Genomic DNA, 13,267 nt, shown 5'->3' with positions numbered 1-13,267 from the left:
CAAAGCTCACGAGCGCAGCAACGCGCCCGCCACGCTTATGTGCAGCCAGGTAAAAACTTCCTGGAGGGGTGGGAGCGGCGGTGCGGCGTTCCGACGCACCGCGCAAGCGGCAGAAGCGGCGACGCAGGGGTTTCAGACCGGCTTGGCGCCCATCAGCCCGGCGATGGAGAGGAAGCACACGCCACTGAACAGCGCCAGCGCCAGGGTCAGCCGCAACCCGACAGGCTCGGCCCGACGCAGCCGGTTCAAACGCACCAGCAACCACCAGGCACTGAAGGCGCCGACGGTATAGATGACGCTGGAGGCCAATACCCAAGTCTGACCGAGCGGCCAGCCGATCAGGTGCACCAGCCACCAGCCGGTGAACGGCATGCTCACCAGGCACACGCCCATCAGCAGCCAGACGAACAGCAGCGGGCGGCGCAGCAGTTGGCCGTAGACCCCGGCATCGCCGCGGCGGCGGGCGCGCCAGGTCCAGAGGGCCAGGCCGAGGGCGCTGGCCAGCAGCAGCACGGTGGCGAGGATGTGTGCGGCCTTGAGGGTGGTCAGGTATTCCATGTGTGCGGTCCTTGGGTTGCGCTTGCTGGCCCTGTCGCGGGCAAGCCCGCGCCTGCGAAGGCGCGGGGTGCCCAGGGAAGAGGGCCTTGAGGGCTAGCTTAGCCCCTTAGCCCAGAAACAGCCTGTAAGCCGGGTTCTCGGTCTCGTCCCAATACGGGTAACCGATCTTGGCCAACGCCGCCGGCACCAGGTGGCGCTCATCTGCAGGCACCTGCAACCCTGCCACCACGCGCCCGTCGGCAGCGCCGTGGTTGCGGTAGTGGAACATCGAGATATTCCAGCGCCCGCCCAGCTTGTTGAGGAAGTTGAACAACGCCCCCGGCCGCTCGGGGAACTCGAAGCGCAGCACGATCTCGTCGCTGGCGCCCGCCGAATGCCCACCGACCATGTGGCGGATATGCAGCTTGGCCAGTTCGTTATCGGTCAGGTCGGTGACCGGGAAGCCCTGGTCGGTCAACTGCTGGACCAGCAGCGCACGCGGGTCGTTCTCCGGGTGGGTCTGCACGCCGACAAAGATGTGCGCTTCGTCCGAGGTGTGCTTGCGGTAGTTGAACTCGGTGATCTGGCGCTTGCCGATGGCCTCGCAGAAGGCCTTGAAGCTGCCCGGGCGCTCAGGGATGGTCACGGCGATGATCGCTTCGCGCTTCTCGCCCAGCTCGGCGCGCTCGGCGACATGCCGCAGGCGGTCGAAGTTGACGTTGGCGCCGGAGTCGATCGCCACCAGGGTATGGCCGGTGACACCGGTCATCTCGACGTACTTCTTGATCCCGGCCACGCCAAGCGCACCAGCAGGTTCGGTGATCGAGCGGGTATCGTCGTAGATATCCTTGATCGCCGCACAGATTTCATCGGTGCTGACCGTCACCACCTGGTCGACGTGCAGCTTGCAGATATCGAAGGTGTGCTGGCCGATCTGGGCCACCGCGACGCCATCGGCAAACAGCCCGACCTGCGGCAGCACCACCCGCTCGCCAGCGGCCATCGCGGCCTGCAGGCAGTTGGAGTCGTCCGGTTCGACACCGATCACCTTGATCTCGGGCCGGAGGTATTTGACGTAGGCGGCGATGCCGGCGATCAACCCGCCGCCACCGACCGGCACGAAGATCGCATCCAGGCGGCCCGGGTGCTGACGGAGGATCTCCATGGCCACGGTGCCCTGGCCGGCGATGGTGTGCGGGTCGTCGTAGGGGTGGATATAGACGAAGCCCTTTTCCTCGACCAGCTTCAACGAATAGGCCAGCGCCTCGGGGAACGAATCACCGTGCAGCACGACCTTGCCGCCGCGCGAGCGCACGCCTTCGATCTTGATCTCCGGGGTGGTCTTGGGCATCACGATGGTGGCCTTGATGCCCAGCTCGCGCGCTGCCAGGGCCACGCCCTGGGCATGGTTGCCCGCCGAGGCGGTGACCACGCCGCGGGCGAGTTCTTCAGGGGTCAGCTGGGCCAGCTTGTTGTACGCCCCACGGATCTTGAACGAGAACACCGGCTGCAGGTCCTCACGCTTGAGCAGGACCTGGTTGCCCAGGCGCTTGCTCAGCTGGCCGGCGCTGTGCAGCGGGGTTTCGACCGCAACGTCATAGACGCGCGAGGTGAGGATCTTCTTGACGTACTGTTCGAGCATCGGGAACGCATCACTGGCCGCGGGACAAGGGCTGCGAGTCTACCCCAGCGCTACGTCGGCGGACCACAGCAAAGCCGAGGTTTTGCCGGCACTTGCCGCTATACTACGCGCCTCTCGAAACTCCCCAGCCCCACTCGGAGCCCGCATGACCCAGGACCAACTCAAACAGGCCACCGCCCAGGCCGCCGTCGATTTCATTCTGCCCAAGCTGGATGTCAAGAGCGTCGTCGGCGTCGGTACCGGTTCGACCGCCAACTTCTTCATCGACGCCCTGGCTCAGCACAAGACGGCGTTTGACGGCGCGGTCGCCAGCTCCGAGGCCACTGCCCAGCGCCTCAAGGGCCATGGCATCCCGGTCTACGAGCTGAACACGGTCAGCGAGCTGGAGTTCTACGTGGACGGCGCCGACGAGAGCGACGCGCACCTGAACCTGATCAAGGGCGGCGGCGCAGCCCTGACCCGCGAGAAGATCGTCGCGGCAGTGGCCAAGACCTTTATCTGCATCGCCGACGGCAGCAAGCTGGTGCCGGTGCTGGGTGCCTTCCCGCTGCCGGTCGAAGTGATCCCGATGGCCCGCAGCCATGTGGCCCGTCAACTGGTCAAGCTGGGTGGCGATCCGGTGTACCGCGAAGGCGTGCTGACCGACAACGGCAACGTCATCCTCGATGTGTTCAACCTGCAGATCACCGATCCGGTGGCGCTGGAAAGCCAGATCAATGCAATTGTCGGCGTGGTCACCAACGGCCTGTTCGCAGCGCGTCCGGCGGACCTGCTGCTGCTGGGCACCGCTGAAGGCGTCAAGAGCCTGAAGGCCGAGTAACACCCGGCGACGGCGTTGCCCTCGTTCGCGGGTCAACCCGCTCCCACAGGTCCGGCACTGCTGCCGCTTCCTGTGGGAGGCCCTCACGGGCCATCAGTCAGCCGGCTGCTTGAATACGTAGAACAGGTTCGGCTCACTCACCAGATAGATCGTCCCCGCATCGTCCATGGCAATCCCTTCCGCCTGTGGGACGTTGTTCTGCAACCCCTGGTAACCCTTGTTCAGCGACAAGGTACTCAGCGGCTTGCCCTTCACATCCAGCTCCACCACCAGCCGCGACTCGTCCGACAGGGCCAGCAGGTGCCCGCTGCGCTCATCGAACTGCAGGCTCGACAGGTCGCGCACGAACAACCGTGAATCGCGCTTGCGGTCCTGAACCACATGCACCGCATAGGGCTGCTCGGGGTTGTCGTGGGGGAAGCCGTGGACCTCGTAGATCACCATCGGATCACGTTCCTTGGCCACGAACAGACGCTTGCCGACCGAGTCGTAGGCCAGGCCTTCAAAACCCTTGTTGCCATTCAGGCCGATACCCAAGGTCAGTTGCTCGGCATCGTTGGCGTCGAGGAAGCGCGTGTCATCGTCCACATGCACGCGGATCAGCCGTTGCTGGCGCTCGTCGGTGATCACGTAGCTGCTCGGCCCGATGTACTCGACCGCCTCAGGATCGCCAAAGCCGGTCAACGGTATGCGGCGCAGAATGCGCCCTTCAAGGGACAGCTCGATCAACTCCGGGCGCTTGTTGGTGACCGTGAACAGGGTCTTGCGGTCCGGATCGTAGGTCAGGGCGGAGATGTCCTCATCCAGGCCTTCGACGGGCATGGCCTCGAGCACCACCCGGTAGCGGCTCAGGCCGATGCCCTGTTCGCTGGGCTGCCACCAGGTCTTGAGGTTGAACCAGCCACGCTCGAACAGGCGAAACTCCTGCCCTGCCACCCCGATCAGGAGCAGCGCAGGGACGCCGAGAAACAACAGCAGCAGTGGCAGGCGAAGGTAACGGCGCATAGCAGGCAGACTCAGCGAAAGGATGGCGAATCTAACCACGATCAGCTGAAGTAAAGCTTAATGCCAGCATCGGAAAAATCCGAGCCTGTGGTCAGTGCTTCTTGAAGCGATAGAACAGGTCTGGCTCGCTGACCATGTACAGGGTGCCCTGCTCGTCCATCGCCACGCCTTCGGCCCGTGGCACGCGGTCTTCCAGGCCGTTGAAGCCGCCCAGCAGGGTCATGAAGCTGACCTGCTCGCCGTGCTCGTCCAGCTCCAGGAGCATGTTCGAGTCGGCCGACAACACCAGCAGGTGGCCGGTCCGTGGGTCGACACCCAGTGCCGACAGGTTGCGCAGGTCGAGCTGGTCACTGGCCAGTGGCTGCTTGTCGCCGGTCAGCGGGCTGCGGCCGTCGGTGCTCCAGGTGAACAGCTTCGGCGGACGCTCCTCGCCGATCACCAGGCGCTGGCGCGTCGGGTCCCAGGCGATCGCTTCGAAACCCTTGTTGCTCTTGGCCGACTTGCCCAGGTCGTAGCGCTGGTAGTCGTCGCGCTTGAGCGACGTGGTGGCGGCATCGACCTTCACCAGGGTGAGGTCGTGCGCGCGCTCGTCGACGATGGCCAGCCAACCGTCTTCAAGCACGGCCAGGCCTTCGGGGTTTTCCCAGCCCTCGAGCGGCATCTTGCGCAGCACATTGCCGTCCAGGCTCAACTCGACCAGGAACGGGTTCTTGCCCATCACCGCGAACAGGGTGCGGGTTTGCCGGTTGTAGGCCAGGTCCGAGGCTTCGTCATCTTCCATCCCCGGCAAGACCTTGGCGTCGATGTCTACCGTGTAATCGGGCAGCCACACGCTTTCTTTGCGCTCACTGCTGCTCTCGAAACGCTCCTTGAGCCACAGCAGACCACGGTCATCCCAGTGCATGGCGACCGACAGGCCATAGCCGATCACGGCCGCAACGCCCAGCAGGACGGGCCAACGCAGAAACGCGCGACGCTTGCGCGACGGAGGAAGTGAAGCGCTGGAGGGGGATGGCATGGTGGGGAGGGTTCCTGGGGATACCGCGTTTTTCCCTGACCGCGGCGCAGGGCTATATAGAGGAGGGCATTATCCAGATTGTTTGTGAAAAAAACGCCAAGCGGCGACAGCGAGTGTGCCAGGGCCAACCCTGCCACACCCGCTGGAGCATCAGAGCACCCGGCTCTCGAAGCGGCTTGCACCCGGCAGTTCCAGCACCAGCTCATCCCCCACCTCGAACGGCCCGACACCCGCAGGCGTACCGGTGAGGATCACGTCCCCCGGCTGCAGCGAGAAGTGCGCGGCAATGTGCTGGATGATCGGCACGATCGGGTTGAGCATCATGGCGCTGTTGCCGTCCTGGCGCACCGCGCCATTGATGGTCAGGCGCACCGGGATGTCGGTCAGGTCTTCAAAGGTGCCAGCGGCCACGAACGGCGGCAGCACGCAGGCGCCATCGAAGCTCTTGCACAGCTCCCACGGCAGGCCCTTTTCCTTGAGCTTGGCCTGCACGTCACGCAGGGTCAGGTCCAGCGCCGGGGCGAAGCCGGAGATCGCGTCGAGCACTTCTTCCTGCGAAGGGTGGGCAGACAGCGGCTTGCCCAGCAACACCGCAATCTCAGCCTCGTAGTGCACCGAGCCACGATCAGTCGGGATCTTGAAGCCGCCGGCAAGCGGTACCACGCAACTGCCTGGCTTGATGAACAGCAGTGGCTCGCTCGGAATGGGGTTGTCCAGTTCCTTGGCGTGCTCGGCGTAGTTGCGCCCGATGCAGACCACTTTACCCAGCGGGAAGTGGATGCGCGTGCCGTCTACGTACTGGTGCTGGTAACTCATGGCCGACTCCTTCTGCTTACTGCTTTTATTCAGGAGCGAAGATCTTACCCGGATTCATGATGCCGTTAGGGTCGAAAACGGCCTTGATCGCCTTCATGCAGGCGATTTCCTCCGGCGAGCGGCTGTACGCCAGATAGTCGCGCTTGGTCATGCCGACGCCATGCTCGGCGGAAATCGAACCGTTGTAGCGCTCGACGATCTCGAACACCCATTTGTTGACCCGCGCACAGGAGGCGAAAAACGCGTCCTTGCTCATGTCATCCGGCTTGAGGATGTTCAAGTGCAGGTTGCCGTCGCCTATGTGGCCGTACCAGACCACTTCGTAGTCCGGGTAGTGCTCGGCGACGATGGCGTCGATCTCCCGCAGGAACGCCGGCACTTTCGACACGGTGACCGAGATGTCGTTCTTGTACGGGGTCCAGTGCGAGATGGTCTCGGAAATGTATTCGCGCAGCTTCCACAGGTTCTTCAGCTGGGTTTCGCTCTGGCTCATCACGCCATCGAGCACCCAACCCTGCTCGACGCAGTGTTCGAAGGTGGCCAGCGCCTCGTTGGCCACGTCTTCGTTGCTCGCCTCGAACTCCAGCAAGGCATAGAACGGGCAGTCGGTGTCGAACGGCGGCGGTACGTCGCCACGGCCCATGACCTTGGCCAGCGCCTTGTCGGAAAAGAACTCGAAGGCGGTCAGGTCGAGGCGGCCCTGGAAGGCGTGCAGCACCGGCATGATCGAGTCGAAGTCAGGCGTGCCCAGGACCATCGCGGTGAGGTTGCGCGGCGCCCGGTCGAGGCGCATGGTCGCTTCGACGACGAAGCCCAGGGTGCCCTCGGCGCCGATGAACAGCTGGCGCAGGTCGTAGCCGGTGGCGTTCTTGATCAGGTCCTTGTTCAGCTCGAGCAGCTCGCCCTTGCCGGTGACCACTTTCAGGCCGGCGACCCAGTTGCGGGTCATGCCATAGCGAATCACCTTGATGCCGCCGGCATTGGTGCCGATGTTGCCGCCAATCTGGCTGGAGCCGGACGAGGCGAAGTCGACCGGGTAATACAGCCCGTGCTCTTCGGCAAATTGCTGCAGCTGGCGGGTAACCACGCCAGGCTGGCAGACCACGGTGCGGTCGAATGCATTGAAGGCAAGGACCTGGTTCATGTAGTCGAACGCCACGACCACTTCACCGTTGGCCGCCACTGCACCGGCCGACAGGCCCGTTCGTCCGCCGGACGGCACCAGGGCGATGCGGTGGCGGTTGGCCCAGGCGACGATCGCCTGCACCTGTTCTATGGTCTTGGGCAACACGATGGCGCTTGGCGCGGGCGGATAATGCTGGGTCCAGTCCTTGCCGTAGGCCTCGAGCGAAGCGGCGTCGGTAAGGACCTTGCCAGGGTCGACCAGGGTCATCAGCTCATCAATTACTGCGGGGTGGGTCATCGCAGGAACTCTCGACTTATTCATAGTCACCCTGAGCACTCTTCACCTGTCGGTATGGGCTCAGATTGTGTCGCGTATGCTAGCATAGCCCTCCCGCTGTTCGTGCTAAGGCCGACGCCGCGCCGCATTACCCCCTCGCCATTATTTCTCCGGGATACAGGTTTACGCAGATGAGCAAGACTTCTCTCGACAAGAGCAAGATCAAGTTCCTTCTTCTTGAAGGTGTGCACCAGAACGCGGTCGATACTCTCAAGGCTGCCGGCTACACCAACATCGAATACCACACGGGTTCGTTGCCGGAAGCGCAGCTGAAAGAAAAGATCGCCGATGCTCATTTCATCGGTATTCGTTCGCGCACCCAGCTGACCGAGGAACTCTTCGACTGCGCGAAGAAACTGGTCGCGGTCGGCTGCTTCTGCATCGGCACCAACCAGGTTGACCTGGGCGCGGCCCGTGAGCGCGGTATCGCCGTGTTCAACGCCCCGTACTCGAACACCCGTTCGGTGGCCGAGCTGGTGCTGGCCGAAGCCATCCTGCTGCTGCGCGGCATCCCCGAGAAGAACGCAGCCTGCCACCGTGGTGGCTGGATCAAGAGCGCGGCCAACTCGTTCGAGATCCGCGGCAAGAAGCTCGGCATCGTCGGCTACGGCTCGATCGGTACCCAGCTGTCGGTCCTGGCTGAAAGCGTCGGCATGCAGGTGTACTTCTTCGACCCGCTGACCAAGCTGCCGCTGGGCAACGCCACCCAGGTGGGTAGCCTCAACGAGCTGCTGGGCCTGGCCGACATCGTCTCGCTGCACGTGCCTGAGCTGCCGTCCACCCAGTGGATGATCGGCGAGAAGGAAATCCGCGCGATGAAGAAGGGCTCTATCCTGATCAACGCCGCCCGTGGCACCGTGGTCGAGCTCGACCACCTGGCCAACGCCATCAAGGACAAGCACCTGATCGGCGCCGCCATCGACGTGTTCCCGGTCGAGCCACGCTCCAACGATGACGAGTTCGAAAGCCCGCTGCGTGGCCTGGACAACGTGATCCTGACCCCGCACATCGGCGGTTCCACCGCTGAAGCCCAGGCCAACATCGGCCTGGAAGTGGCCGAGAAGCTGGTCAAGTACAGCGACAACGGTACGTCGGTGTCGTCGGTCAACTTCCCGGAAGTTGCCCTGCCGGCCCACCCAGGCAAACACCGCCTGCTGCACATCCACGAAAACATTCCGGGCGTGCTCAGCGAAATCAACAAGGTGTTCGCCGAAAACGGGATCAACATCTCCGGTCAGTTCCTGCAGACCGACGAGAAAGTCGGTTATGTGGTGATCGACGTCGATGCCGAGTACTCGGACCTGGCGCAAGAGAAACTGCAGCACGTCAAGGGCACCATCCGCTCGCGCGTACTGTTCTAAGGTTCTGCGCTGGATAAGAAAGGGAGGCCCTGGTGGCCTCCCTTTTTTTGTCTCGAAACCAGCGTTACTTGACCTCTACGGTGATCTTCTTCGACTCGACGCTCGGCTTGAACGGCACGTGATACTGGTCACCCAGCACCAGTTGCAGGGTGTGCTTGCCCGGGGTCAGGGTAATCGTCGCCTCGGTCTGCGCCTTGCCAAAATGCAAGACCTGCGGCCCGGCAGGCAGCGGCGCGTTGTTCTCCGGCATCAGGCTGGTCGGCAGCGGCATGTCGTCGAGCGGCTGCTTGTCGACGTCCACCAGCAGGTGGTGGTGGCCGCTGTGCGGGGTCTGGTCACCCGCGGGTTTGAGCGCCATGCCCTCGATGCCGAACTTGACGGTGAAGGTCTTCTCGACCGTTGCGCCATCCGCCGGGGAAACGATGAAGACCTTGGCGTCTTTCTGCGGCTCGTGGCTCTTGAGGCCGTCTGCGGCACTGGCGAATGCCGCGGCCCCCATCAGCAGACCGGCAACGGCAGCACGCGAAAATAGGCTGTTCATTCACTTCTCCTGTGATTCACTTCATTGACCGCCACCGGTAAATCGTCGGCAGCGGATGTTCAACATAGTCCAATTGGCGTCCGATGTGTCTAAATCAGGCGTCATAAAAAATTCACCGTGGACTAAAACATTAACAGGGAGCGAAGGTCATAGCCTGCGTTCGACCGGGGCAGACAGAAAGCCGCGGCGAATGAAATTCACCTGCCGAACAAGAAGGGACACTCATGCGTTTGACCATTGGCGTACTGCTGGCAGTACTGATCAGTCCGTTGGCCCAGGCCGAGCTGATAGACGAAATCAACGACCGGGGCGAACTGCGCATTGCCGTGCAAGCCGACACTCCGCCCTATGCGTTCAAGGAAGCCGAGCACCTCACCGGTTTCGAGATCGAGCTGGGCCAGGCCTTGGCCAAGGAACTGGACTTGCGTGCCGAGTTCATCGAGACGCCTGCCGACGAAGTGTTGCCAGGGGTGGAGAGCGGCAAGTTCGACATCGCCCTGAATCAGCTGAATGCCGAACACAAGGCCGAGGCTGCGCTGGACGTCAGCGAAGCGTTTGGCAAGGCCAAGCTTGTGATCCCGTTCCAGAAGGACAACCCGGCGTTCGAGAGCGCGGTCAACAACGCGTTGCAGCGGATCAAGGACGATGGCCGCCTCGCGGCGCTGGAACAGAAATGGCTCGAGGGCGGTGAAAAGGCTACGGCCGGGCAGTAACCGCCAATGCCTCGACCGCCCGCTGGGCCTCCTCCAGCTCCAGCTCGCTGAACACCAGCACGCCTTCGCGGCGCAGCAAGGCGGTCGTCACGCCCTCGCCCGGCACCTTCACCCCGCTGAACGTGCCGTCGTAGGTCAGCCGGTTGCCACACGAAGGGCTGCCGGCCTTGAGCACGGCGACCTTGATCGCATGCCGGCGCACCAGGGCCAGTGCAACCTGCGCCCCGGCGACGAACGCCGCGCTGAAATCCTCGCCCGACAGCGCAATCACCTGCGCCTGCCCGGCAAGCACCTGTGCGCCCTGCCCGCCAGGGATCTCCGCAGGCGGGCGCGGCGTCGGCAAGCCACCGGCCACCTCCGGGCACAACGGCACTACCCGGCCCTCGGCCTGCCAGCGCTGGAGCAGGTCCGGATGGCCGCTGGCGCGCCCGTCGTAGCGCACCGGCTGGCCGAGCAGGCAGGCGCTGACCAACACCCGCGGCAACTCAGAACGGCTCATTGCCACGCCGCCGGAACCAGCCCGTCAAGGACAGCCGTTCACGCCCGGCCACCAGCACTTCATGGGGCATCTCAGCCGACAGGAACACCACCAGCGTGCCCGCCGTCGGCTGCACGTCATGCGTGCGCTCATCGCCCAGGAACATGCGCAGCTCGCCGCCATCGCCGGGCTGCCAGTCAGGGTTGAGGTAGAACACCGCCGACACGGCACGCCGGTCATCATCGCGGAAGCGATCGAGGTGACGGCGATAGAACGCGCCGGGCGGATACAGGGCAAAGTGGCACTCGTAATCCTCGATCCCGAGGTACAGGCCCTGGTTGATCGCCTGGCGCAGGTCGTCCATGGCCGTCAGGTACTGGTCGCAGACGTCGGACTCACCCGGCTCGAGCCAGAGGATATGATCGCCACGAATCGCCTCGCGCACCTCCTGGGCAGCGCCACGGCCGACCCCGGCCGGGTTGAGCTGGCCTTCGGCGGCGCGGCGCCGGCACTCGGTCGCCAGTGCAGCGACCAGCGCGGCAGGCAGAAAATGGGCCTGCTGGGACCAGCCCTGGGTGGCCAGGTCGTCGACGATGGCTGACAGCATCGGGAATTCGGGAGAGTTGTGCATGGCGCATCATATCCATTCGCCCTGCCCCCCTCCAGCGCCACTTGGCTGACGTTCGTCATTGCGTCTCGACAAACTCACACCCCGCCACGGACAATAGCGCACTGCCGACAGGAGTCCTGAATGCGCCGTCTGTTTTCCCTGCTGTTGCTGATGATGTGTACCCTGCCTGCCTGGGCAGACAGCCTCGATCAGCTGTACAAGGCTGCCGGCTGGCCCGACCAGCGCGCCCACTTCACCGATGCCGTGAGCGCCGCCCAGCAGCGCTACCGCAACAGTCTGCCGCCTGCGGTTTACCAGGCCCTGGTGAGCAACAGCAACCAGCGCTTCCAGGCCCAGGCCATGGACCAGCGTGCCCAGGCACAGCTGCGCAGCAACCTGCCGGACCCGGCACCGGCCCTGGCGTTCTTCCAGTCGCCGCTGGGGCGCAAGGTGGTGGCCGCCGAATTGCTGGCCACGCGCAAGGACCAGCTGGCGAAAAATGCCAAGGGCCTGCCGAAGGTCCAGGCCAGCGACACCCGCCAGCTGATCATCGGCCACCTGGCCCAGGCCCTGCCCGCGCGGGAAGCCGGTGCCGAAGTCAGCCTGGCGATCGCTGGCGTTGCGGCCGACAGCCTGAGCTCGATGATCCCCGGCCTGTTTGGCGGCGGCCAGGCCCAGGGCCTGCTCGATGGCCAGCGCCAGCGCCTGATGAACCAGATCGGTGAAGACCTCAACAATACCCTGCTGTACGTCTACCGCGACCTCAGTGATGCCGAGCTGGAGGAGTTCTCGACGTTTGCCGAGTCAGCCGAAGGCCAGGCCTATTACAAGGCGGTGCTGGCCGCGGTGCGTGCCGGGTTGGCCGTCGGCCAGAGCGGCAACAACCCCCAGTGATCAGCCCAGGCGCTGAGCGATGAAGTCGAAGTAGCGCTGGCGGGTACCCGGCAATTCATTGGCCAGGTGATGGCGCGCCTCGGGCAGCATCAGGATCTGCGGATCGGCGAACTTGGCCTTGAGCACCTTGAGGTTGTACGGCCAGTCGACCGTGCCATCCGCTTCCCCTTGCACGATCAACGGCCGCCGCGGGCTCGGCGGCGCGGCCTCGATGCGCTTGACCCACGCCATCAGCGCCCCGACCCAGGCGGTCGGCAGGCGCCGCGGTTGCAAGGGGTCGGCCTGCAGGAACGGCAGAAAAGCCGGGTCGTTGCTGTTCTCGCTGAACTGCCGCTCGATGCCGTTGACGAAGTGCCGCAGCACCCGGTAACTCAACTTCGACCAGTGCCAGGCGCGTGGCCGCACCAGCGGTGCGAGCAGGATCACCTGGCCATCGACCGGGCTGCGCTCGCCGGCGTGCAGCAGGTGATCGACGGCAATGGCGCCGCCGGTGCTCTGCCCGCACAGGTGCCAGGGCCGCGGCAGGTCGAGCTGTAGCGCCTGCTCGAACAGCGCGTCGAGCGTCTGCTGATAGAGCGCGAAGTCGGCGATGCTGGCCCGCTCACCGCTGGACAAGCCATGCCCGGGCAGGTCACAACTGATGACCGCGTAGCCCTGCGCCAATGCCCATTCGATCACATGCCGGTACAGGCCCATGTGGTCGTAATAGCCGTGCAGCAGGAACATCGTCGCCACCGGCTGCTCGGGCAGCCAGACCTGCCCGACCAGCTCGAAGCCCCCGGCCTGGAAGCCGCCAAGCCAACGCTGCACGCGCAGGTCGAGCCCGTACGAGCGCTGATAGTCCAGCGCCTGGGCCGATAACGCCTGGCGATCGGCGAGGGGCGCGAGGCTGGTACGCAGCAGGTCGGGGTGAAAAGGCGCGGGCATTGGCTACATCCGGAGCGAGTATTGATCTGTGATATTCAGGTCTGGGTCGCATCGTGGCAAGCTTGGCCACCTTCGAATGAGCAACTCTTCCCCCTGTGGGAGCGGCCTTGTGTCGCGAAAGGGCCGCAAAGCGGCCCCAGGATTTCAGCGTCGCCGCCGAGATTGCCGGGGCCGCTTTGCGGCCCTTTCGCGACACAAGGCCGCTCCCACAATGTGGCCCGCGGATAATCCCATGAATAATCGAGTCATCAAATCCGGCCTTGTACTGCTTGCCATCCTGCTCTGCACCGCCGTCCTGTGGTGGGCCTACGACAGCTTCCAGGCGCGCTACCTGCGCCCGTTCGACAACCAGACCACCCTGTTCGACGGCAGCCAGTTACGCCTGCCCGACGACCTCGCCGGCCCGGGCCCGATCCGCGTGGTGCACTTCTGGGACCCGGCCT

Annotated in this window: 14 protein-coding genes and 1 pseudogene; 5 read left to right on the top strand and 10 right to left on the bottom strand. The window is 64.3% G+C overall.

Features of this window, described 5'->3' with window-relative positions; genetic code table 11:
• Window positions 1-132 precede the first annotated feature (132 nt).
• Together CCOS865_RS26595 and ilvA are read right to left on the bottom strand one after the other, a co-directional pair.
• Window positions 133-558 carry a DUF2269 family protein gene (locus CCOS865_RS26595; protein ID WP_119146527.1) on the bottom strand — a complete coding sequence of 142 codons (426 nt, stop codon included), beginning with the start codon at window positions 556-558 and terminating at the stop codon, window positions 133-135.
• 106 nt (window positions 559-664) lie between these two features.
• A complete protein-coding gene (gene ilvA, locus CCOS865_RS26590) occupies window positions 665-2,179 on the bottom strand; it encodes a threonine ammonia-lyase, biosynthetic (protein ID WP_119146525.1) in 1,515 nt (504 codons plus the stop codon).
• Window positions 2,180-2,324: 145 nt separating this feature from the next.
• Here ilvA and rpiA point away from each other — a divergent pair, with 145 nt between their 5' ends.
• On the top strand, window positions 2,325-2,999 hold the full coding sequence (gene rpiA / locus CCOS865_RS26585) for a ribose-5-phosphate isomerase RpiA (RefSeq protein ID WP_119146523.1): 675 nt from the start codon (window positions 2,325-2,327) through the stop codon (window positions 2,997-2,999).
• A gap of 93 nt (window positions 3,000-3,092) precedes the next feature.
• Here rpiA and CCOS865_RS26580 read toward each other — a convergent pair whose 3' ends face one another.
• The 4 genes from CCOS865_RS26580 to CCOS865_RS26565 all read right to left on the bottom strand — a co-directional run bounded on the left by CCOS865_RS26580 (window position 3,093) and on the right by CCOS865_RS26565 (window position 7,261).
• On the bottom strand, window positions 3,093-4,004 hold the full coding sequence (locus CCOS865_RS26580; RefSeq protein ID WP_119146520.1) for an SdiA-regulated domain-containing protein: 912 nt from the start codon (window positions 4,002-4,004) through the stop codon (window positions 3,093-3,095).
• A gap of 91 nt (window positions 4,005-4,095) precedes the next feature.
• Window positions 4,096-5,022, bottom strand: a complete 927-nt coding sequence (locus CCOS865_RS26575; protein WP_119146518.1) for an SdiA-regulated domain-containing protein — start codon at window positions 5,020-5,022, stop codon at window positions 4,096-4,098.
• A 150-nt stretch (window positions 5,023-5,172) separates the two neighbouring features.
• On the bottom strand, window positions 5,173-5,838 hold the full coding sequence (locus CCOS865_RS26570; protein WP_119146516.1) for a fumarylacetoacetate hydrolase family protein: 666 nt from the start codon (window positions 5,836-5,838) through the stop codon (window positions 5,173-5,175).
• 25 nt (window positions 5,839-5,863) lie between these two features.
• On the bottom strand, window positions 5,864-7,261 hold the full coding sequence (locus tag CCOS865_RS26565) for an FAD-binding oxidoreductase (RefSeq protein WP_119146514.1): 1,398 nt from the start codon (window positions 7,259-7,261) through the stop codon (window positions 5,864-5,866).
• A 170-nt stretch (window positions 7,262-7,431) separates the two neighbouring features.
• Between CCOS865_RS26565 and serA the strand changes: the two genes are divergently transcribed.
• Window positions 7,432-8,661: a phosphoglycerate dehydrogenase gene (gene serA / locus CCOS865_RS26560; protein ID WP_119146512.1), complete on the top strand. Its 1,230-nt coding sequence runs from the start codon at window positions 7,432-7,434 to the stop codon at window positions 8,659-8,661.
• A gap of 64 nt (window positions 8,662-8,725) precedes the next feature.
• On the opposite strand, the gene CCOS865_RS26555 is transcribed toward serA, so the two are convergent.
• Window positions 8,726-9,202 carry a DUF4399 domain-containing protein gene (locus CCOS865_RS26555; protein WP_119146510.1) on the bottom strand — a complete coding sequence of 159 codons (477 nt, stop codon included), beginning with the start codon at window positions 9,200-9,202 and terminating at the stop codon, window positions 8,726-8,728.
• 224 nt (window positions 9,203-9,426) lie between these two features.
• Between CCOS865_RS26555 and CCOS865_RS26550 the strand changes: the two genes are divergently transcribed.
• Window positions 9,427-9,915, top strand: coding sequence for a transporter substrate-binding domain-containing protein (locus tag CCOS865_RS26550; protein ID WP_119146508.1), 489 nt, complete (start codon window positions 9,427-9,429; stop codon window positions 9,913-9,915).
• On the opposite strand, the gene CCOS865_RS26545 is transcribed toward CCOS865_RS26550, so the two are convergent.
• The gene (locus tag CCOS865_RS26545; protein WP_119146505.1) at window positions 9,899-10,414 is read right to left on the bottom strand and encodes a 2-thiouracil desulfurase family protein; all 516 of its coding nucleotides are present in this window, start codon (window positions 10,412-10,414) and stop codon (window positions 9,899-9,901) included. The two genes, CCOS865_RS26550 and CCOS865_RS26545, sit on opposite strands and share 17 nt — an antisense overlap.
• Entirely contained in the window at window positions 10,401-11,024 is a 624-nt protein-coding gene (locus CCOS865_RS26540) for a 2OG-Fe(II) oxygenase (RefSeq protein WP_119146503.1), read from the bottom strand. Before CCOS865_RS26540 ends, CCOS865_RS26545 begins: the two co-directional genes overlap by 14 nt.
• Window positions 11,025-11,144: 120 nt before the next feature.
• On the opposite strand from CCOS865_RS26540, the gene CCOS865_RS26535 reads away from it, so the two are divergent.
• The gene (locus CCOS865_RS26535; RefSeq protein WP_119146501.1) at window positions 11,145-11,897 is read left to right on the top strand and encodes a DUF2059 domain-containing protein; all 753 of its coding nucleotides are present in this window, start codon (window positions 11,145-11,147) and stop codon (window positions 11,895-11,897) included.
• On the opposite strand, the gene bipL is transcribed toward CCOS865_RS26535, so the two are convergent.
• Window positions 11,898-12,824: a phospholipase BipL gene (gene bipL, locus CCOS865_RS26530; protein ID WP_119146499.1), complete on the bottom strand. Its 927-nt coding sequence runs from the start codon at window positions 12,822-12,824 to the stop codon at window positions 11,898-11,900.
• Window positions 12,825-13,056: 232 nt separating this feature from the next.
• On the opposite strand from bipL, the pseudogene CCOS865_RS26525 reads away from it, so the two are divergent.
• A pseudogene (locus CCOS865_RS26525) lies at window positions 13,057-13,267 on the top strand (DUF6436 domain-containing protein); the annotation flags it as partial.

Source organism: Pseudomonas reidholzensis, assembly GCF_900536025.1.
In the GTDB taxonomy this organism is placed as follows: domain Bacteria; phylum Pseudomonadota; class Gammaproteobacteria; order Pseudomonadales; family Pseudomonadaceae; genus Aquipseudomonas; species Aquipseudomonas reidholzensis.
Note: the sequence above shows the minus strand (reverse complement) of the source record. Positions and strands in the feature narration are given on the sequence as shown.